We start from the raw sequence: 19,715 nt of genomic DNA, 5'->3' as shown, positions 1-19,715 counted from the left end.
CCCTGGGACACGCTGAGCGCTGAGCTCCCTCAACTGGCCAGCTCCAGGGGCTGGTCAGCCTCCCGCTCGGCCGGCGGCTCCCCCCTCTCGCCGCTTTCCGCCTCGCCCTGGGGATGGAAGTACTCCCACACCTGGCGGGCCAGGGCCGGCCCCATGCCGGGGGCGGTGGCGATCTGCTCGGGGCTGGCCAGCTGGATGGCATCGATCGAGCTGAAATGGGCCAGCAGGTCCTTGACCCGCTTGGGGCCCAGACCGGAGATGTCGGAGAGCCGGGAGCGCTTCATGCGCTCGCCGCGCTGCTGGCGGTGGAAACTCACCGCGAAGCGGTGGGCCTCATCGCGCAGCCGCCGCAGCAGCTGCAGCCCCAGCTGCTCGGGCTCACTCTCGAGCGGGCTGGTCGCCCCAGGCACGAACACCTCCTCCCGCTGCTTGGCCAGGGAACACACCACCAGGTCGTCGTGGAGGTTGAGTTCCCGCAGGGCCTCCATCACGGCGGAGAGCTGACCCTTGCCGCCGTCGATCATCACCACATCGGGCCAGTCGTTGAGGCCGCCGGTGTGCAGGGCGGTGCCGGCCTGACGGCGCAGCTCCAGCAGGTCGGCGCCCTCGGCCTTGGCCTGGGCCCAGCGGCGGAAACGGCGCCGCATGATCTCGGCCATGGCCATGAAGTCGTCGGAATGGCCGGCGCGGATCGAACTGCTCTGGATCCTGTATTTGCGGTAGTGGTGCTTGGCCGGCAGGCCGTCGATGAACACCACCTGGGAGGCCACCGCATCGCTGCCCTGGATGTGGCTGATGTCGTAGCCCTCCACCCGGCGCGGCGCCACCGTGAGCTCCAGCAACTGGGCCAGATCCTCCGTGGCCAGCAGGTTCTGTTCGCTGGCCCGCTCAGCCCGCAGCAGCTCATAGCTGGCGTTGCGCACCACCAGATCGATCATCTCGGCCTTCTGCTGGCGCTTCGGCACCGCCAGCCGCACCTTGCGCCCCCGCTGCTCACTCAGCCAGCTGCTGATCAGCTCCTGCTGGGGCAGAGGGAACTGCAGCAGCAACTCCGGCGGGATCTCCACCGACTCCACCTGGCTGTAATGCTCCTCCACCACCCGTTGCAGAATGCGTCCCAGGGCGCCCTCCTCGAGGGCTGGCAGCTCCGTGACCTCCGCCATGTAGCCCAGCCGCCCCACCAGCTTGCCGGCCCGCACCTGGAACAGCTGCACCGCCGCCACCCGTTCGCCGGCGGCCAGGGCCACCACGTCGCGGCTCACCGAGCTGTCGCCGCTGCTCATCTTCTGGTCGGCGGTGAGGGTGTCGATGCCCTGGAGCTGATCGCGCACGCGGGCGGCACTCTCGAAATCCAGCCGCTCGGCGTAGCGCTCCATCTGGCCCTGCAGCAGGGCCAGCAGCTCGTCGTTGCGGCCCTGGAACACCATCGCCACCTGGCGCAGCGTCTGGTGGTAGTCCTCGGAGCTGATCTTCTGCTGACACACGCCCGGACAGCGGCCGATGTCGAAATTGAGGCAGGTGCGGTCGCGGTACAGGGGCCGGGGCCGCTGGCGCAGGGGGAACACCCGCTTGACCACGGCGAGGGTGCGGCGCAGCAGGCCCACGTCCACGTAGGGGCCGTAGAAGCGATCCAGGGGGGAGCGAAAGCGGCGCTGGCGGGTGATGAAGATGCGGGGGTAGGCCTCGCTCCAGGTGATGCAGAGGTAGGGGTATTTCTTGTCGTCCTTGAGCAGCACGTTGAAGTGCGGCTGATGGTGCTTGATCAGGTTCGACTCGAGGGCCAGGGCCTCGGCCTCACTGTCGGTGACGATGAACTCCAGCTCGCAAACCTGGCGCACCATCAGGGCGATGCGGGGGCTGTGGCCGTGGCCGCTGCCGCTCTGGAAGTAGCTGCGCACGCGCTGGCGCAGCACCTTCGCCTTGCCGATGTAGAGAATGCGGTCGTCGCTGTCCCGCAGCAGATAGCAGCCCGGCTCGGAGGGAACCTCCTTGAGCCGGGCCGCCAGCCGCTCGGGTTGCTGGATCAGGGGCGAAGTGCTCACCGCCGGCGCCGCCCTGGCGAGGGCCTCAACCGCCGTACTTCCAGCCCGTGCTGCCCAGCTCCAGGGCATCGCCGTCACGGTGCAGGGTGGCGGCCTTCACCTCGCCCACGAACACGGTGTGGTCGCCCAGGGCCACCTGGCCCACCAGCTCGCACTCCACGGCGCCGAGGGCGTTGTCCAGGATCGGCAGGCCCAGCTCGCCCATCTGGAAGGGAGCGGCATCGAAGCGGCCACCCATCCCCTTCTGGGGCTTGAAGAACACGGCGGCGAGATCCTTCTGGTCGGCGGCGAGCACGTTGAGGGCGAACTTGCCGGTGCGCTGGATGATGCCGTTGCTGGTGCTGTCGGCCCGCACGGCCATCACCACCAGGGGGGGCTCGAAGGAGCCCTGGGTCACCCAGCTGGCCGTGAAACCATTCACCTCCTCCCCCTCGGCCACCCCGCAGATGAACACCCCGTGGGGAATCTTGCGCAGCAGGGTTTTCTTGGCTTCAGCGTTGAGGGTGGAGGTGGCCATGGCGGACGGGAGGCCCCGGGGGGGCACATGGAACAATCCCAACTCTAGAAACCCGGCAGGGGCAGGCATGGAGCGGGCCTCACCCATAGGCTGGCCGGATGCGCGCCCTCTACCCCGGCAGCTTCGACCCCCTCACCCTCGGCCACCTCGATCTGATCGAGCGGGCCAGCCGCCTGTTCGATGGCGTGGTGGTGGCCGTGCTCCAGAACCCCGGCAAGCAGCCGGCCTTTCCGCTTGAGCAGCGACTCGAGCAGATCCGCACCGCCACGGCCACGCTCGGCGGGGTGGAGGTGGGCAGCTTCGATGGCCTCACCGTGGAGTGCGCCCGTCGCAACGGCGCCCAGGTGATCCTGCGCGGTCTGCGGGCCCTGAGCGACTTCGAATTCGAGCTGCAGATCGCCCACACCAACCAGAGCCTTGAGCCCCGGGTGGAGACGCTGTTCCTCGCCACCGCCGTGCACCACAGCTTTCTGAGCAGTTCCGTGGTGAAGGAGGTGGCCCGCTTCGGCGGTGATGTGCACCACATGGTGCCGTCTGGAGTGGCAGAAGACCTCTCCAGGCTTTTTAATCGGACGGAATGCGGGACGTCCAGCCATGGCTGAAGCCAATATCACGGTGCTCGATCAGCTCGACCAGATCGAGGATCTGCTGCTGGAGGGCACCCGGGTGCCGTTCAGCGGCGGCCGCCTGGTGAATGAGCAGGACGCGATCGAGGTGATCGATGCGGTGCGGGAGGCCCTGCCCAGCCAGCTGACCCAGGCCGTGGATCTGCTGCGTCAACGGGAGGACTTCATCGCTCAGGCCCGCAAGCAGGCCGAGGAGATCGTGGCGGTAGCCAAGCGGGAGCGCGAACAGCTGATCAGCTCCGCCTCCGTGCGGCAGGAAGCCGAGAAGCAGGCCGCCGAGTTGCGGGAACAGGCCCGCCAGCAGGGCGACCACCTGATGATGCAGATCCGCCAGCAGGCCGCCAGCGCCGAGCAGGAGCAGCAGACCCGCCTGGCCCAGATGGAGAACCAGTTCGCCACCAGGCGTCAGCAGCTGGAACAGGAGGCGGCTGAGCGCAACAAGGTGCTGATCGAGCAGCACGAGCGCAACCGCCAGCAGGCGATGGCCGAGCTGGAGCAGGTGCGGCAGGAGGGCCTGCGCGTTCAGCGCGAAAGCCAGGCCGAAGCCGAGCGGCTCCACAACGATGCTCTGCAGTTCCGCCAGCAGACTCAGCAGCAATGTGACGCCGCCATTGCCCGCACCCGCCAGGAGGCCGCCGGCATCAGCGAGGGCGCCAACCGCTACGCCGAACAGGTGCTCGGTGAACTGGAAGGCCGGCTGAAGGAGCTCAACCAGGTGGTGGTGAGTGGCCGGCGCGAGCTGGTGCGCCTGCAGACCCCCGACATGCAGCAGGAGACCACCAAAGCGGCCGCATCGGTCGAGCCCACGGCGATCGGCGGCGGTGGTCGCCGCCGCCGGCTTGCCAACCGCCTGGGCCAGCTGGCCGGCTGATCAGGCCGGGCAGAGTTGGGTCTGCTGCGCCTGGCGCAGCAGCTGACCGATGCGGGTGTCCGGGTTGCCGGATCCATTGCTGATCGCGCTCACGTAGCGGGGGCCTCGGCTGGTGAGCAGCACCCCACTGATCGAACGCACGCCCCTGAGGGTGCCCGTTTTGCCGAAGAACTGGCCCTGCAGGGGTGTGCCCTTGTAGAGGTGCCGCAGGGTGCCGCGCTGGCCGGCCACCGCCATCGAGGCCAGGTAGTTTCGGCTGTAGGGGTGCTGGTCCATGCGCAGCAGCAGGGCCGTCACCGAACGGCTGGTGAGGCGATTGGTGCGGTCCAGGCCACTGCCATCGGCAACGCGCACGCCCTGCATGGGTACGCCCTGCTGGGCCAGCCACTGGGTGGTGAGCTGCTGGGCCTGGGCCAGATTCCAGCTGCCGGCGGCCTGACGCATCAACACCTCGGCGGTGAAGTTGTGGCTCTCGGTGTTGGCCAGGCTGAGCAGGTTGTGCATGGGCGCCGAGTTCTCCTGGTGCAGCAGCACGGCATCAGCTGGAACCGGGTTGGCGGCCACAAACACCACCTGAAGGCTGCCGCCCTGCTGGCTGGCGCTGCGCTGCATCAGGGTCTGGAGCCGGGAGGGTGGGTTCAGCACCGAGTCGTGGATGGCGTTGCTGGTCACCGCCAACCGGGTGATCGGTGCGCCGTAGGCGTAGTAGCGGTCATCGACGCTCCAGCCCCGCGGCCACCAGGCCTGCTTGGGTTCCTCGGCCACCTGCAGGCGCACCTGAGAGCCGGGTTGGCCGCTGGAGCCGCCGGAGCCCATGGCCAGTTTCGTGAGCCGCTGCAGCTGGGGCAGGGCCAGATCGGGGTCGCCCTCGCCGGTGAGCCGCAGGGAGCCATCGGGAAGGCGCCAGAGGCGGGTGGCGAGGCGGTAGTCCGGCCCCAGCCGATCGAGGGCGTAGGCGGTGCTCACCAGCTTGGCGTTGGAGGCGGGCACCCGCGGCCGCAGGCCATTCACATCGGCCAGCAGCTGGCCTCGGCCATCGGCGATCGTGACGCTCCAGACACCGGCCTCGCCACCCAGCACGCTCTGAACCCGCTGCTGCAGGGCTGGACAGCTGACCTGGGTCTGGAGCTTGGGCAGGCCGATCGGCGGTGGCGCCGCCGGCAGCTGGGCCAGGGGGGCTGGCTCCAGCTCGAAGGCCCTGATCGCCGGCCTGGTCTGGGCCTGGGCGGCGCTGGCCAGAAGGGGCAGGCCAAGGCTCAGGGGCAGGGCCAGGCCCGGCGCCAGGCAGGTCAGACGGCGGTTGAACCCAGCCATGTCAGCCCTCCTCGATGGCGATGCCGGTGACGTTGCCGTTGACCCGGTAGCCCTGGCCCTCGATCTCGATCGGAGCTCCGACCTTCACGGTCTGGTTGCCGAACACCACGCCGCCGCTCGCCTTGCGGCCCTGGGCCTTGAGCACGAAGCGGGCGTCGAGGTTGCTGAAGTCGCGGCCGGTGGGATCAGTGGCCGTGACCACGGAGCCATCCGGCTGAACGGCCAGCAGGCGCCGCTGCAGGGGCTGGATGCGCTCGATATCCACCGAGCCGTGGGGTTGGTTGCGGATCACGATCGCCACCTTGCCCTCGGCCCTGGCGGCCTCAATCAGGCCGGCAGGGTCGGCCACGGGCACGCCGCGCACATCCACCAGCACCGTCACGGGCACCACATCGCCAGTGGCCTGGGCCACGGCCCCGGAGAGCTTCGGGCTCCAGATCACGCCGGCGGCGGCGAGCACCACGGCAGCCAGGGCAGCGGCATCCACCACACTCCAGCGACGGGGCCTGGCGGCAGAGGTCTCGGGGCTCATCGGCAGGCGCGGCGTTCGGCGCACTGTAAAGACGTTGGCCAGCCCGCACCAGTTGGCCCTGAACGGTTGGGCGCCGCTTCAGTTCTGCAGGCCCTCGATGAGGCTGTCCAGGGCCTTGAGGCTGCCGGCCATGCCGGCACCGCCCTCACCCGCCAGGGCCTCGGTGCGCTGCTCGGCATCGGGTTTCTGCTCAAAACCGGCCACAAAGCGATGGCCGTCGGGGTCGCGGCGGTAGAGCTCCCAGGCGGCGGGGTAAGCGCGCCGCAGCGCTCCATCGCCCAGGGGAATCAGCGCGTAGGCGCTCTGCCAGCCGGAGAGGAAGCCCTTGCGGCGTTCGCGGGCCACGCTGCCGATGCCCACAGCGGCATCCTCCAGGCTGCCGTTCAGCATCAGCACCAGTCCCCGGTGCAGGGCGCACACCTGCTCCACCTCCTCGTAATCGGCCGGGGTCGGCGCCACCAGAAGGATCACCCCCTCGCTGCCGCCATCGGCCTGCTGCAGCCGCATCTGGTCCCGCAGGCTGCCCAGCTGGGGGGCCAGGTCAGGGGCATCGCGCTTGGCCAGAGCCGTGGCGCCGGCGTCTGGGAACAGCATGCGGAGGTCATCGCGGCCCTGGCCAAGGTTCGCCAGCAGGCGCAGGGCCACGGGCATCAGCCTCAGCCCCTCGAAGCGGAGCTCGGCGGTCCAGAGGCCTTTGCTGGCGCTGTCGAGGGCAGCCTGAATGGCCTGCAGGGCCTCGGCCTCGGCTGTTCGCAGATCGGCAGGGAGCATGGTCAGGCCGGGGGTTCCACGGGCCGGGAGTGGGGCGACCTTAACCAGGGCATCGCTGATCCAGCTCCCTCCAGGCTGCCGCCAGGGCCGGCGGCACCAGCTCCAGGCTGGCGGCATCAAGCCAGGGGCCCAGGCTCAGCCGCAGGCCCGCGGCGGCCGCAGCCGTGGAGTACCCCATCGCCCGCAGCACCGGGCTGGCCCCCAGCCCGGTGGCGCTGGAGCCACTGCTGCAGGCCGAGCCACTGCTGGTGGCCAGGCCATGGCGCCACAGAGCCCGCACCAGTTGCCGTCCCGACAACGGCTCGCCGCCGCTGCCGCGCGCCAGCAGGCTGATGTGGTGCGGCAGCCGCTGCAGTGGGGCCTGGCGTGGATCGACACCGGTGAGCTCCAGGCCGGGCTGCCGCAGCAGCGCGGCCAGCAGCTGATCGCGCTGGGCAGCCAGCGGGTCCTGGCCGTCGTGCTGCCGAAGGCGCTCCTGGGCCAGCTCCAGGGCCGCTGCAAACCCGGCCACCAGGGGCACGGGCTCGGTTCCGCCGCGGCGGCCGCCCTCCTGGCCGCCACCGCGCATGGGCGCAACGAAGGGCAGCCCTGGCCGCACCAGCAGGGCTCCCACGCCCCTGGGCCCCTGCAGCTTGTGGGCAGCGCAACTGAGCAGATCGACCGGCAGTTGGTCGAAGTTGACCAGCCGGTGGCCCACCAGCTGGACCGCATCCACATGCAGGGGCACCCCGGCCTGGCGGCAGCGGGCACCGATGGGCTCGATCGCCTGCACCGTGCCCACCTCGCTCTGGCCCCAGATGATCGACACCAGCCGGGTGGGCGGCTCCAGCAGCGCCTCGAACGCCGCCAGGTCCAGGCGGCCGGCACGGTCCACCGGCACCGTCTGCACCTGCCAACCCCGCTCCTCAAGCCGTGCCGCCGCTGCCGTGGTGGCGGGATGCTCCACCGCCGAGAGCAGCAGGCGACCCGGCGCCAAGGGAGCCGCCGCACCGAGCAGGGCCATGTGGATCGCCTCGGTGCCCCCCGAGCTGAACACGAGGGCGTCGGCGCCGCAGCCGAGGCCAGCGGCGATGAGCATCCTGCAGCGCTCCAGCAGGTCGGCGGCCTCCAGGCCGAAGCCGTGCAGGCTGGAGGGGTTGGCCCAGGCGGTGCGCTGGGCCGCCGCCATGGCCGCCAGCACCTCCGGCGCCGGCGGAGCGGTGGCGCAGGCATCGAGGTAGAGCGGTGCCGGATCAAGCGGTGCCAGCTCAGCCACCACCGCGTCAGCCGCCGAAGCTGGAGGGGCGTTCAGCGCGGGCGCGGGTGCGGTCCTCCAGAGACGTGGTGGCCAGGTTGACCAGGTCGTCGAGGGAGCTGGAGCTGAGCAGGGCCGCCACTCGGGCCCGGGCCTCGGCGGAGGGGCAGGCCTCCGGGCGGATGCAGCCCTGGGCACACACCGTGGCGCAGTCGATGGCGGGGGGTTGGTCAGGGTCCGCAGGCAGCACGGTGGAGTCGGCCAGAGGCTCAGAAGCGGCAGATGCTGCCTCGGCGGGGATCTCTGCTGGGGTACCGGCCTGGTCCCAGACGGAGGGGGCCAGCACCGCATCGAACACCGCCTCGGCGGGGCCGGTCATCAGCAGGTGGTCGCTGTCGGAGTCCCACGCGATCAGCAGCGGGCCCCCGGGCAGGTCGAGACGGGCGCGCCGATCGGCCAGGCCAAGGCGGTGGCACACCACCAGGGTGGCGCAGGCGCCGGTGCCGCAGGCCAGGGTGGGGCCAGCGCCGCGCTCCCACACCCGCATCACCAGATGGCCGGGATCGAGCACCTGCACGAAATGCACGTTGGTGCGGGCGGGGAAGGCGGGATGCACCTCCAGCGCCGCGCCAAAGCGCTCCAGGTCGATCGCCTCCACATCCGGCACCGGGATCACCACGTGGGGATTGCCCATGCCCGCGGCCCCCACCGCGAAGCGCTCGCCGGCGGCCTCCAGGATTCCGGCGGGGATGCCGGCCTCGCCGCGCTCCAGGGTGGTGGGAACGGCGTCTGGCTCCAGAAAGGGAGCCCCCATGTCCACCCGCACGCTGCCATCGGCCTGCAACTCGGGAACGATGGGACCCGCCAGGGTTTCGATCTGCCAGGAGCGGCCGGGGAGGTCGCCGTCGCTGTCGGCGAGAAAGCGGGCCAGGCAGCGGATGCCGTTGCCGCACATCTCCGGCTCGCTGCCGTCGGCGTTGAAGATGCGCATCCGCAGCTCGCCGCCCTCTCGGGGCGGCAGGGCCAGGATGAGGCCATCGGCGCCGATGCCGAAGCGCCGATCACAGAGCAGCTGAATGCGCTCCGCTGTGAGCCCGAAGCCGTCATCGCTGCTGGCGGCCTCGCGTGCATCGAGCATCAGGAAGTCGTTGCCCAGCCCTTGGTATTTGCTGTACTGCAGCACGATGGGAGGTCCCCAGCCTGATGTGAATCCTATGCAGAGCTTCCTCGAAGCCCGCTCCAGCGTTCTCGACACCTCCCTGCCCAGCGTCCGCCACGTGCAGGACCTGATCCGCCGGCGCCAGACCGTGGCGATCCAGGTCAGCGGCGGACCGGCCCTCGAAGGGGTGATCCGCTGGCAGGACGTCCACGCCATCGCGCTGCAGCAGAGCAGCGATCCCCCCGAGGGACCGCCGCTCATCCTGATCAACCGCGACCAGGTGAGCCTGATCCGCTCCCTGGGCTGAGATCGACGCTCCCCAGGCCTGTGGCACGATCACAGCTGGGATTCCGACCTGCTGACGTGAGCGAGAGCAACCGCTACCAACCGCAGGTCATCGAAGAGCGCTGGCAGGCGATCTGGGAGGAGCAGCAGGCCTACCGCACCCCAGCGGCCCCAGCCTCCGAGGCCGAGCCCTTCGTAGCCCTGTCGATGTTTCCCTACCCCTCGGGGAACCTGCACATGGGCCATGTGCGCAACTACGTGATCACCGATGTGATCGCCCGGGTGCAGCGCATGCGCGGCAGGGCGGTGCTGCAGCCGATGGGCTGGGATGCCTTCGGGCTGCCGGCGGAGAACGCGGCGATCGAGCGGGGCGTCGACCCCGGCGCCTGGACCGACCGCAACATCGCCGCCATGCGCAGCCAGCTGCAGCGGCTGGGCCTCTCGATCGACTGGGACCGGGAAGTGGCCACCTGCCACGCCGACTACTACCGCTGGACCCAGTGGCTGTTCCTGCAGTTCCACGCCGCCGGCCTGGCCTATCAGAAGGAGGCCACCGTGAACTGGGACCCGGTGGACCAGACGGTGCTCGCCAACGAACAGGTGGACGGTGAGGGCCGCTCCTGGCGCTCCGGCGCCCTGGTGGAGAAGCGTCGCCTGCGCCAGTGGTTCCTGAAGATCACCGCCTACGCCGACCAGCTGCTCGACGACCTGCCCAGGCTCACGGGCTGGCCGGAGCGGGTGCGCACGATGCAGGCCAACTGGATCGGCCGCAGCACGGGCGCTGAACTCAGCTTTGCCGTGGTCGATGCCGACGGCCGCGACACCGACCAGCGCATCCGCGTGTTCACCACCCGCCCCGACACCCTCTACGGCGTGACCTATGTGGTGCTGGCGCCGGAGCATCCCCTGGTGGCGCCGCTCACCAGTCCCGAGCAGGAGCTGGCGGTGACGGCCTTCTGCGATCTGGTGAGCCGCCAGAGCGACCTGGAGCGCACGGCAGACGACAGCCCCAAGCGCGGCATCCCCATCGGCGCCCGGGTGCGCAACCCCGCCAGCGGCGCCCTGATCCCGCTCTGGATCGCCGACTACGTGCTGGCTGACTACGGCACCGGCGCCGTGATGGGCGTGCCCGCCCACGACCAGCGCGATTTCGTGTTCGCCCGGCAGTACGAGCTGCCGGTGCTGCAGGTGATCATCCCGGAGGGCAGCGACGAGCACGCCTACGAGGGCGGCGCCTGGACCGAACCGGGCATGCTGATTCACTCAGGCCCCTTCACCGGACTCGCCAGCGCCGAGGCCAAGGCGGCGATCACCACCGCCGCCGAGCAGCAGGGCTGGGGTGAGGGCACGGTGCAGTTCCGCCTGCGCGACTGGCTGATCTCCCGCCAGCGCTACTGGGGCTGCCCGATCCCGATGATCCACTGCGAGAGCTGCGGCGTTGTGCCTGTGCCGGCCGAGCAGCTGCCGGTGGAGCTGCCCCGGGATGTGGCGATCAGCCGCAAGGGCGGCTCCCCCCTGGCCCAGCTGGAGAGCTGGTGGCAGGTGGACTGCCCCAGCTGCGGCCGGCCGGCCCGCCGCGAGACCGACACCATGGACACGTTCATGTGCTCCAGCTGGTACTACCTGCGCTACAGCGATCCCCAAAACAGCGCCCTGCCCTTCGGCCGTGAGGCGGTGGACCGCTGGCTGCCGGTGGACCAGTACGTGGGCGGCATCGAGCACGCCATCCTGCACCTGCTCTACGCCCGATTCTTCACCAAGGTGCTGCGGGACCGCGGCCTGCTGGGCTTCGATGAACCCTTCCAGCGGCTGCTCACCCAGGGCATGGTGCAGGGCATCACCTACAGGAACCCCGGCAGCGGCCACTACATCGCCCCGGCCGATGTGGCTGACCCCACCGACCCCCGCGATCCGATCAGCGGCGAGGTGCTCGACACCTACTACGAAAAGATGTCGAAGTCGAAGCACAACGGCGTCGATCCAGCCCGGGTGATCGAGCGCTACGGCGCCGACACGGCCCGCATGTTCATCCTGTTCAAGGCCCCCCCGGAGAAGGATCTCGAGTGGGACGATGCCGACGTGGAGGGCCAGTTCCGCTTCCTGCAGCGCCTCTGGCGGCTGGTGGAGGCGGCCCAGGCCAGGGGTCTGCGGCTGGCTGGGTTCAGTTCGGAGGGCCCTTCCAGCGGCCTCGGCAGCGCTGACCCGCCGCAACTCAGCCCAGCCGAGCGGGAGCTGCGCCGCGCCGTGCACACGGCCATCGCGGCGGTGAGCGACGACCTCGACGGCGATGTTCAGTTCAACACCGCCATCGCCGAGCTGATGAAGCTCAGCAATGCCATGGCCGAACACCTGGAGGCCAGCGGCACCGCCGTGGCCCGGGAGGCCCTGGCCAGCCTGCTGCTGCTGCTGGCACCGTTTGCTCCCCACCTGGCCGAGGAGCTCTGGAGCCAGCTGGAAGGCGGTGGCAGCATCCACGGCCAGGCCTGGCCCCAGGTGGATGCCACGGCCCTGGTGCGCGACACGATTCCCCTGGTGATCCAGGTGAAGGGCAAGGTGCGCGGCAACCTCGAGGTGCCGGCCGATGCGGACAAGGCCACCCTGGAGCGGATCGCCCTGACCAGCGACATCGCCGCCAAGTGGCTGGAGGGCAAGCCCCCCAGCCGGGTGATCGTGGTGCCGGGCAAGCTGGTCAATCTGGTGCCGTGACAGCGTCGCTGCCGCCCCGCAGCTGGCCGGCATGGAGCTGGCCCGCATAGGGGCCCCGGCCATCGAGGCAGGCGCTGCCGCAGTGGCAGCCCAGGCTGATCGCCAGTGCCGCCTCCCAGCCCGCCGCCAGGCCGGCGCTCACTCCGGCGGCGAAGCTGTCGCCGGCGCCGTAGCTGTCGAGCACGGGGCGCTGCCGTGGGGGCGCCAGGAAGGCCCCGAACGGCCAGGCCTCGCCGCCGGCTGCCCCCGCGGTGGCGATCCGCAGGGTCGGGGCGGGATCGAGGGCCCCCGGCGGCACCTGCTCGGCTGGATCGAGGCCGCTGCCGATCAGGGCGTCGAGCCGCACCCCGGCCTGCTGCAGCACCGGCAGCCGCACCCGGGGCGTGGCCGCCAGCAGCCGCGCCGCCCTGGCCTGGCGCAGGGCCGCGACATCGGCGGCCGTCACGAACACGCCATCCAGCCCGGCCAGGCTCTCCCAGGGCAGGGGATCGGCGGCCTCGGGACTGAGCCGCTCGCCGATCACGGTGATCGTGCGCTCGCCGCTGCGATCCACAAAGGTGAGGCCGCGGCGGGTGGGCGCCTGACGCCAGGCGACTTGGAGGTCGAGGCCGAGGGCCGTGAGCGCCGCCGCCGCCTGCTCCCCCACGGCATCCCTCCCCAGGGCGGTGAAGAAGGGCACCGGCCGCCCCAGCAGCCGCGCCAGCTGCACGGCCACCACGGCGCCGCCCCCCGCCGGCAACTCCAGGGCGGAGGGGCAGGAGAGGATCTCGCCCGGCCGGGGCAGGTGCTCCACCTCCAGGAACGTGACCACCTCCACATGGCCCACCACGGCCAGCTGCAGCGGCGGTAGCGGCGGCAGGGCCTCCAGGGGCAGGGGCGCAAAAGGGCTGATCGGCGCAGTGGACAACGGCATCGACGCGGCCGGGCCGTGCCCGGCGACCGCAGGCTCCACAATGGCGGTCAGTGAGGGCTCCGCGGTGCGGCTGCTGCACACCTCCGACTGGCATCTGGGCCGCAGCTTCCACGGCCACGACCTGCTGGCCGCCCAGGCCGAGGCCATGGACCGGCTGGTGGAGCTCAGCCGCGAGGCAGCGGTGGAGCTGGTGGTGATCGCCGGCGACCTCTACGACCGCGCCATCCCCCCGGCGGAGGCGGTGCGCCTGTTCACCGACACCGTGGCCCGCCTGCGCAGCAACGGGGCGGCGGTGGTGGCGATCGCCGGCAACCACGACTCCCACGTGCGCGTGTCGGTGTACGACGAGCTGCTCTCGGCGCTGGAGGTGACGATCCGGGGCCGCTGGCAGCGCTCCGATCAACCCGTGCTGGTCAGCCCCCGCTCTGGCGGCGGCCCCGTGGCCATCTATCCACTGCCCTACCTGGAGCCGTTGCTGGATGGGCCCGGTCTGCAACAGGACACGGAGCAGCCCCTCACCAGCCAGCGCCTGCGCCACCCGGAGGTCACCGAGCTGGCCCTCAACCGCATCCGTGCCGACCTGGCCCGCCGCCCCGGCAGCCGCTCGGTGCTGGTGGCCCATGCCTTCGTGGCAGGCGGCAGCAGTTCGGAATCTGAGCGGGAGCTCTCGGTGGGCCATGCCGAAGCGGTGCCAGTGGCCATGTTCGGGGGCTTCCACTACGTGGCCCTCGGCCACCTGCACCGCTCCCAGCAGCTGGATGGCCCGCGCCTGGCCTACAGCGGCACCCCCCTGCCCTACTCCTTCTCGGAGGAGAGCCACGTGAAGTCGGTGCGGCTGGTGGAGCTCGCCGCCGATGGCACCCCCAGCGTGGAGGTGGTTCCCCTGGGGGTGGGGCGGCCCCTGCGCAGCCTCAGCGGTGACCTGGAGAAACTGCTGCAGGATCCCGAGCTGGCCGCTGCCGAGCAGGCCTGGGTGCGGGCCGAGCTCACCGACCCGCTGCTGCCCCAGCAGGCGATGGCGCGGCTGCGGCAGCGCTTCCCCCATGTCGTGGAACTGAGACACCGGCGGCCCGAGGGCGAAGCCCTGAGCAGCAGCGCCCGCAGCCAGCGGATCCGGGCCGCCCGCAGTCCTGAACAGCGCCTGCTGGCCTTCTTCGCCGATCAGCAGGGCCGCCCTCCGCTGCCGGCGGAGGAGCAGCTGCTGCGGCAGGCCCTGGCGGCAGCCGGCAGAACGGGGGAGCGATGAGGCCGCACCAGCTGGAGATGCAGGCCTTCGGGCCCTACGCCGAGGCGGTGACGATCCCCTTCGATGCCCTCTCCCGCGATGGCCTGTTCCTGATCCACGGCAGCACCGGTGCCGGCAAGACCTACCTGCTTGATGCCCTCTGCTTCGCCCTCTACGGCGACGTGAGCGGGGAACGCAGCGTCAAGGGCCTGCGCTCCGACCATGCGCCGCCCCAGGCCATTCCCCAGGTGGCGCTTGAGTTCTCCGCCGCCGGAGCACGCTGGCGGGTGGAGCGCCAGGCCGCCTGCGAGGTGGCCAAGAGCCGCGGCGAGGGCACCACCAGCAAGCCCGCCAGGGCCAGCCTCTGGCGCTGCCAGGGGGAAGAACGGCAACCGGTGGCCTCCGGGATCGCCGAGGTGGGGCGCGAGGTGGGGCGGCTGGTGGGGCTGGACGCCGCCCAGTTCCGGCAGGTGATCCTGCTGCCCCAGGGCCGCTTCGCCGATGTGCTGCGGGCCAGGCCCGAGGAGCGCGAAACCCTGCTCAAGACCCTCTTCGACACGGCCCTCTACCAACGGGCCACGGAGTGGCTCTCGGAGCAGGCCAGACAGGCCCGGGACCAGCTGGAGCAACGGCAGAGCCAGCAACGGCAGACCCTCAGCCAGATCGCCGAGGCCTGGGCGCCCTGGCAGAGGGAGTGGCCGCAGCAGCTGGAGCTCATCGATGGTGGCCCCCCCGAGCGCGCCGCCGTGCAGGCTGCGATCGAGGGCCTGCTGCGGCAGGCCAGGGAGCAGCTTTCAGCGGCTGAGGCGGCCTTCAGCGGCCGCCAGAGCGCCCTGGGAGACTGCCGAAGCCAGCTGGAGCAGTGGCAACGGCGCCAGCTGGCGCGCCTGCGGCTGCAGGCCCTGGAACAGGAGCTGCCGGCGATCGCCGCCCTGAGGCAAGGTGTTGAGCGCGCCGAGCGCGCCGAAACCGTGCGCGCCAGCCTGGAGGCCGCCGCCGCCGCCGAGCAGCAGCTGCAGCAGGCCGCCAGCAGCTGCGCTGAGCAGCTCAACCAGTTGCGGCAGCAGCGGGATCGGGCCCAGCAGCTGCCTGAGGCCGTGGCCCAGCTGGATCTGAAGCAATGCCCCGAGCCCCGGCTCCTCAGCGGCTGCCTCAACCTGCTGGCCACCCGGGAGCGGGAGCTCGAGCACGTGCTGGGGCTGGCCAGGGAGGTCCATCAGGCCAGGCAGGCGATTCAGGAGGTGAGCCGGGCGCTCCGGGAGGCCACGGACCGCAGCCGCCAGGGCGAGGAGAAGGTGGCTGAGCAGGAGCAGGGCCGCAGCGCCCTGCAGGAGCGGCTGCAGGCCTGCCGCTCCGCCCGGGATGGGCTGGCGGGGCTGGAACAGAGGGCCAGGGCGGCCCAGTCCCTCACCCAGACCCTGCAGCAACGGCAGCAGGTCCAGCGGCAGCTGGGCAGCGCCGCTGGAGCCGCCCTGGAAGCGGAAGCCCGGCAGCAGCAGGCGCGAGGCCACCAGCTCGACCTGCGCGAACGGCAGCTCCAGGGCATGGCAGCTCGCCTGGCCACTGGCCTGCAGGCCGGCGAGGCCTGCCCGGTGTGTGGCTCCCTGGACCATCCCCAGCCGGCGGCGGCCCAGGCCGATGCCGTGGCCGATCAGGCCATGGAGGCAGCGGAGCGCCAGCTGGAGCTGGCCAGCCTCGCCCTTTCCCAGGCCCGCGCCGGGCAGGCGCGACAGCAGGCGCTGCTGGAGGGCCTGGAGGCCCAGCTGCGGCAACTGGCCTGGGGCGAGAGCCCTGAGACCAGCCCGGCCCAGCAGGCCCCCGCGGCAGCCCAGGCAGCCGAGGCAGCTCAAGCGGCCCTCACCAAGGCCCAGCAGGAGGCCAAGGCACTGCCGCAGCTGGAGCAGGACGTCGCCAGCGTCGATCTGCGGCTGCAGCGCTACCGCAAGCGGCTGGAGGCGCTGCGGGAGGAGGGCGGCAGCCACCGTGAGCGGCTGGCCCAGCAACAGCAGCACGCGGCCACGTTGCAGGCGCGGCTGGAGCAGAGCCTGGGGGGCGACCACGACCCCACAACCCTGCTCGAGCAGGTCCAGGCGCTGCGGGCGGGCTTCGAAAGCCTGGCGGAGGCGGCCCGGCTGTGGAGCACGGCGGCGGCCCGGGAGGCGGAGGCGCGGCGCCGCCTTGACGCCGACCTGGCGGCCGCGCACTTCGCCGATCGCCGCGCCCTGGCCGAGGCCCTCGCCGCGGCGGAGCAGCGTCAGACCTGGACCACCCGTCTGCGGCAGTTCGAGCTGGAGCTGCAGCTGCAGCAGAAGGTGCTGGCCGAGCCGGCCCTGCAACAGCTTCCCGAACCCAGCCCAGACCTGGCCGGCGCCGAGGCGGCCCTGGCCGCCAGCGATGCAGCCCGAAGAGCCGCCCTGGCCCGCTTCACCCGCGCCGAAGGCGCCTACGCCACCATCACTGACCTGCTGGCGCGGCATCGGCAGGGGGAGAACGAGCTCGCCGCGGAGCTGACCCACAGCGACCTGGTGCAGGGGGTGGCGGCCCGCTGCCAGGGCAGGAGCGAGCCGAACATCTCCCTGCAGCGCTGGGTACTCTCCGCCTACCTGGAAGAGATCTGCGGCTACGCCAACCAGCGGCTGGGTCAGATGACCGCCGGCCGCTACGAACTGCGGCTCTCCGATGCCAGCGGCCAACGGCGCGGCAGCCAGGCGGGCCTCGGCCTGCGGGTGCTGGACGCCTACACCGCCGAGGAGCGGGAGGTGTCGAGCCTGTCGGGGGGTGAGACCTTCCAGGCCTCCCTGGCCCTGGCCCTGGGGGTGGCGGATACGGTGCAGGCCCACAGCGGCGGCGTGGCCCTGGACACGCTGTTCATCGATGAGGGGTTCGGCAGCCTCGATGCGGACAGCCTGCAACTGGCCATGGATGAACTGGATCGCCTGCGGGAGGGCGGACGCATGATCGGCCTGATCAGCCACGTGGGCGCCCTGCGGGAGCGGATCCGCTGCGGGCTTGAGGTGATCGCTTCGGAGCGGGGCTCCCGGGTGGTGCTCGGTACCGTGACGTCACCATGAGCAGCCCTGTCCGTCTGAGCGCGCTCCAGGCTCTGCTGGGGGGGCTGCTGGCCCTCGTGCTGACCCTGCTGCCCCTGGGCCCGCTGCGGCCGGGGCTGCAGGCGATGCCGCTGCGCCAGGGCAGCCCGGAGCGGCCCCTGCCGGAGAGCAGTGAAGCCCTGGCCAACCGTTCCCCGTTCAGCCAGAGCGCCTACTACCCCCTGGCCCTGCAACCGGATCGGCAGCTCTACCGGCCCCATGCCGACTGGCTGGGACAGCTGATCCTGCCCTCGGTGGAGGAGAAGGCCCTGCGCCGCGGCGACTGGGTGTGGCTGGATCTGGAGCAGGCGCCACCGGGCCAGGAGGCCCTGATCGGCCAGCGGCTCGGCCTCACCTGGGCCGACCAGCCCCGCCTGCAGGCGATGGTGGAGGCCGTGAGCACCGATGTGCGCCTGGGCCAGGCCGCCCGTGACGCCGCTGCCGCCGCCAACGTTGTGCCCACCCGCCTGGATGGCCGCCTGGCCGTGGGGCCGCTGCAGTCCCTGGCCGGAGCCCGCCCCCAGGACAGCGTCAATGTGCGGCTGGAAGGGGTGAGCCTCGAGGGCGACACGCTGCGGATCAGCAAGCCGCCGCTGCAGACCACTGGGCGCTGGCTGGGGCTGGTCACCGTGCTGGGGCGCGACAGCAGCAGCGGCGATCCCCACCGGTGGCGGGTGCGGCACTACGACCGCTCCGACGCTGACTTCTCCGGGGTGGAGGAGTCGATCAGGATTCCGAAGCTGCCTCCGGATCGCTTCGGGCGGGTGATGCTGGATCCGAGCGGGCTGGTGGCCTCGGAGCTCAACCCCGAGGGCTGGCTGATCAGCGGCGCCCCGGGCCCCGATGGGGTGTTCACCGTGCAGGCGCTGCAGCCGCGGGCCCTGCTGAGCCTCAAGCCCACGCGGGTGGTGCGAGGCACGGCCGCAGGGCTGAGGGAGATCGACCGCGAAAACTGGGCGAAAGCAGCCCTGCGCCGGGGCACGCTGACCAGCACCGCCATCACCTCGAAGCCAAAGGAGCTGCCCCTGGCGCAACCCGGGCAGCGGGCTCTGCTGATCCATCTGTTCGGCGGCATCGGCGGACGCGATGGCGAACCTTCCCCGGCCTGGACCACCACCGGCCATCTGGCCCTCGGCGAGGCCGAAGTGGTGCTGGATCCATTCAGCGGCGAGCCCCAGCTCGATTTGCGCTACCACCAGATCTATGCCAACAACCCCAACGGCATCGTCTCGGGCAGCCAGGACTGGAGCGCCTACGCCGGCAACCTGCAGCGGGGCTGGCTGGGCACCCGCCCCTTCTCGGATGTGCTCGTGCCCCTGGACGGGCCGCTGCTGGATGCCCTGGCCCTGCAGGCGGAAATCATCAGTGCCCGCTACCGCACGGGCGATGGCCACGGCGTGGCGCTGGTGACGCCTGCCACCTCCTGTGTGCAGGATTCCAGCCAGGCCCTCTGGATCGCCCTGGATCAACTGCGCGCCGAACAACGGCTGGCCGGGATCGCGCCTGATCCGGACAGCCGTCTAAGTCGCCTGGGGCGTGGCCTCGAGGAGCTGCTCACGCCCTTCGGCATGGTGCGCCCCGACTGGCGCCACAACGCCCAGGTGACCGCCATGGCCGGCACGGGGTTGCGCCAGGACTCCCCAGGCGGGCCCGCCCAGCCCGCCTTCATGGCCAACCAGGGGCCGGTGGCGGTGCTGCTCAGCCTGCGCTCGATGCTGCCGCGCCGGGCCCATGACGGCCTCGCCTCCGTGTTCCTGCGCCAGGGGCTGCCGCTCTGGATCCTGCGCACCAACCAGATCCCCGGCAACAACCCCGCGCTGGAGCCGGTCGCCCCCACCACCGTGCTCGGGCATCTGCCGGTGGTGGGCACCTTGGTGCCGCGGCTGATGGATGGCCTGGTGCCACCGTTGCTGGGGGCTCCCCTCGGCTTTTCGGTGCTGGTGCTGCTGCTGTATGGCGCCCTGGCCCTGGGGATTGGATTCGCCAGCGGCTTCCTGAACGGAGCCTGGCGCTGGGGAGGGCAGGGCGGGGCAGGCTGGCCCGGCCTGCTGCGCCGCGCCGCTGCTCTGCTGGTGCTGCCGGCGCTGGTTGAGGAGCTGATCTTCCGAGGCCTGCTGCTCCCCCATCCGCTCGAAGGGGTGCCTGGCCCTGCCATGGCGGCCTGGGGGGCCCTGAGCGTGGGTCTGTTCGTGGCCTACCACCCCCTGGCGGCCCGCCTCTGGTACCCCCAGGGCAGGGCCGTCTCTGACGACCCCCGCTTCCTGTTGCAGTGCACCCTGCTGGGCAGCGCCTGCGTGCTCGTCTACGGCCTCACCGGCTCGCTCTGGTCGGCGGTGGGGCTGCACTGGCTGGCTGTGGTGGTGTGGCTGGAAGCCCTGGGGGGCCAGCAGCGGCTGGAGCCCAACAGCCTGGACTGACCAGCCGCCATTCC

General features: G+C 71.5%; 15 protein-coding genes. 7 read left to right on the top strand and 8 right to left on the bottom strand.

Annotated elements, in window-relative coordinates:
- Positions 1-29: 29 nt before the first annotated feature.
- Positions 30-2,111, bottom strand: a complete 2,082-nt coding sequence (gene uvrC, locus CyaNS01_RS06090; RefSeq protein WP_186700369.1) for an excinuclease ABC subunit UvrC — start codon at positions 2,109-2,111, stop codon at positions 30-32.
- The gene (locus tag CyaNS01_RS06085; protein WP_186699648.1) at positions 2,068-2,559 is read right to left on the bottom strand and encodes a flavin reductase family protein; all 492 of its coding nucleotides are present in this window, start codon (positions 2,557-2,559) and stop codon (positions 2,068-2,070) included. Before CyaNS01_RS06085 ends, uvrC begins: the two co-directional genes overlap by 44 nt.
- A 98-nt stretch (positions 2,560-2,657) precedes the next feature.
- On the opposite strand from CyaNS01_RS06085, the gene coaD reads away from it, so the two are divergent.
- Together coaD and CyaNS01_RS06075 are read left to right on the top strand one after the other, a co-directional pair.
- Positions 2,658-3,161 carry a pantetheine-phosphate adenylyltransferase gene (gene coaD / locus CyaNS01_RS06080; protein ID WP_186699646.1) on the top strand — a complete coding sequence of 168 codons (504 nt, stop codon included), beginning with the start codon at positions 2,658-2,660 and terminating at the stop codon, positions 3,159-3,161.
- Positions 3,154-4,056, top strand: a complete 903-nt coding sequence (locus CyaNS01_RS06075) for a hypothetical protein (RefSeq protein ID WP_186699644.1) — start codon at positions 3,154-3,156, stop codon at positions 4,054-4,056. Before coaD ends, CyaNS01_RS06075 begins: the two co-directional genes overlap by 8 nt.
- Here CyaNS01_RS06075 and dacB read toward each other — a convergent pair whose 3' ends face one another.
- From dacB to dapF, 5 genes are all read right to left on the bottom strand, one after another.
- Positions 4,057-5,370, bottom strand: a complete 1,314-nt coding sequence (gene dacB / locus CyaNS01_RS06070) for a D-alanyl-D-alanine carboxypeptidase/D-alanyl-D-alanine-endopeptidase (RefSeq protein ID WP_186699642.1) — start codon at positions 5,368-5,370, stop codon at positions 4,057-4,059.
- Between the two features lies 1 nt (position 5,371).
- Positions 5,372-5,902, bottom strand: coding sequence for a DUF4330 domain-containing protein (locus CyaNS01_RS06065; RefSeq protein WP_186699641.1), 531 nt, complete (start codon positions 5,900-5,902; stop codon positions 5,372-5,374).
- Between the two features lie 78 nt (positions 5,903-5,980).
- On the bottom strand, positions 5,981-6,673 hold the full coding sequence (locus CyaNS01_RS06060; RefSeq protein WP_186699640.1) for a DUF1995 family protein: 693 nt from the start codon (positions 6,671-6,673) through the stop codon (positions 5,981-5,983).
- Positions 6,674-6,713: 40 nt separating this feature from the next.
- The gene (locus CyaNS01_RS06055) at positions 6,714-7,928 is read right to left on the bottom strand and encodes a cysteine desulfurase family protein (RefSeq protein WP_370561682.1); all 1,215 of its coding nucleotides are present in this window, start codon (positions 7,926-7,928) and stop codon (positions 6,714-6,716) included.
- A 7-nt stretch (positions 7,929-7,935) separates the two neighbouring features.
- Positions 7,936-9,090 (bottom strand): diaminopimelate epimerase, encoded by a 1,155-nt coding sequence (gene dapF / locus CyaNS01_RS06050; RefSeq protein ID WP_186699638.1) that lies wholly within the window; start codon positions 9,088-9,090, stop codon positions 7,936-7,938.
- A 31-nt stretch (positions 9,091-9,121) separates the two neighbouring features.
- Here dapF and CyaNS01_RS06045 point away from each other — a divergent pair, with 31 nt between their 5' ends.
- Together CyaNS01_RS06045 and leuS are read left to right on the top strand one after the other, a co-directional pair.
- The gene (locus tag CyaNS01_RS06045) at positions 9,122-9,373 is read left to right on the top strand and encodes a hypothetical protein (protein ID WP_186699636.1); all 252 of its coding nucleotides are present in this window, start codon (positions 9,122-9,124) and stop codon (positions 9,371-9,373) included.
- Positions 9,374-9,393: 20 nt separating this feature from the next.
- Positions 9,394-12,057 (top strand): leucine--tRNA ligase, encoded by a 2,664-nt coding sequence (leuS, locus tag CyaNS01_RS06040; protein ID WP_370561681.1) that lies wholly within the window; start codon positions 9,394-9,396, stop codon positions 12,055-12,057.
- Here leuS and CyaNS01_RS06035 read toward each other — a convergent pair.
- A complete protein-coding gene (locus CyaNS01_RS06035; RefSeq protein ID WP_186699632.1) occupies positions 12,041-12,970 on the bottom strand; it encodes a PfkB family carbohydrate kinase in 930 nt (309 codons plus the stop codon). The genes leuS and CyaNS01_RS06035 overlap by 17 nt on opposite strands.
- A 40-nt stretch (positions 12,971-13,010) precedes the next feature.
- Between CyaNS01_RS06035 and CyaNS01_RS06030 the strand changes: the two genes are divergently transcribed.
- From CyaNS01_RS06030 to CyaNS01_RS06020, 3 genes are read left to right on the top strand one after another with little or no spacing between them, the layout of a single operon-like run.
- Entirely contained in the window at positions 13,011-14,216 is a 1,206-nt protein-coding gene (locus CyaNS01_RS06030) for an exonuclease SbcCD subunit D (protein ID WP_186699630.1), read from the top strand.
- Entirely contained in the window at positions 14,213-17,266 is a 3,054-nt protein-coding gene (locus CyaNS01_RS14845) for an AAA family ATPase (RefSeq protein WP_186699628.1), read from the top strand. The genes CyaNS01_RS06030 and CyaNS01_RS14845 overlap by 4 nt, the downstream gene beginning before the upstream one ends.
- The gene (locus tag CyaNS01_RS06020; protein WP_186699626.1) at positions 17,263-19,701 is read left to right on the top strand and encodes a type II CAAX prenyl endopeptidase Rce1 family protein; all 2,439 of its coding nucleotides are present in this window, start codon (positions 17,263-17,265) and stop codon (positions 19,699-19,701) included. Before CyaNS01_RS14845 ends, CyaNS01_RS06020 begins: the two co-directional genes overlap by 4 nt.
- Positions 19,702-19,715 lie beyond the last annotated feature (14 nt).

The sequence above is a fragment of the Cyanobium sp. NS01 genome (genome assembly GCF_014280235.1).
In the GTDB taxonomy this organism is placed as follows: domain Bacteria; phylum Cyanobacteriota; class Cyanobacteriia; order PCC-6307; family Cyanobiaceae; genus NIES-981.
This window is presented reverse-complemented; position numbering and strand designations above follow the sequence as displayed.

Coding starts and splice junctions, on each gene's coding strand:
- uvrC (WP_186700369.1), bottom strand. CDS start 2,111: ATGCCCTGGAGCTGGGCAGCACGGGCTGGAAGTACGGCGGTTGAGGCC.
- CyaNS01_RS06085 (WP_186699648.1), bottom strand. CDS start 2,559: ATGGCCACCTCCACCCTCAACGCTGAAGCCAAGAAAACCCTGCTGCGC.
- coaD (WP_186699646.1), top strand. CDS start 2,658: ATGCGCGCCCTCTACCCCGGCAGCTTCGACCCCCTCACCCTCGGCCAC.
- CyaNS01_RS06075 (WP_186699644.1), top strand. CDS start 3,154: ATGGCTGAAGCCAATATCACGGTGCTCGATCAGCTCGACCAGATCGAG.
- dacB (WP_186699642.1), bottom strand. CDS start 5,370: ATGGCTGGGTTCAACCGCCGTCTGACCTGCCTGGCGCCGGGCCTGGCC.
- CyaNS01_RS06065 (WP_186699641.1), bottom strand. CDS start 5,902: ATGAGCCCCGAGACCTCTGCCGCCAGGCCCCGTCGCTGGAGTGTGGTG.
- CyaNS01_RS06060 (WP_186699640.1), bottom strand. CDS start 6,673: ATGCTCCCTGCCGATCTGCGAACAGCCGAGGCCGAGGCCCTGCAGGCC.
- CyaNS01_RS06045 (WP_186699636.1), top strand. CDS start 9,122: ATGCAGAGCTTCCTCGAAGCCCGCTCCAGCGTTCTCGACACCTCCCTG.
- CyaNS01_RS06035 (WP_186699632.1), bottom strand. CDS start 12,970: ATGCCGTTGTCCACTGCGCCGATCAGCCCTTTTGCGCCCCTGCCCCTG.
- CyaNS01_RS06030 (WP_186699630.1), top strand. CDS start 13,011: ATGGCGGTCAGTGAGGGCTCCGCGGTGCGGCTGCTGCACACCTCCGAC.
- CyaNS01_RS14845 (WP_186699628.1), top strand. CDS start 14,213: ATGAGGCCGCACCAGCTGGAGATGCAGGCCTTCGGGCCCTACGCCGAG.
- CyaNS01_RS06020 (WP_186699626.1), top strand. CDS start 17,263: ATGAGCAGCCCTGTCCGTCTGAGCGCGCTCCAGGCTCTGCTGGGGGGG.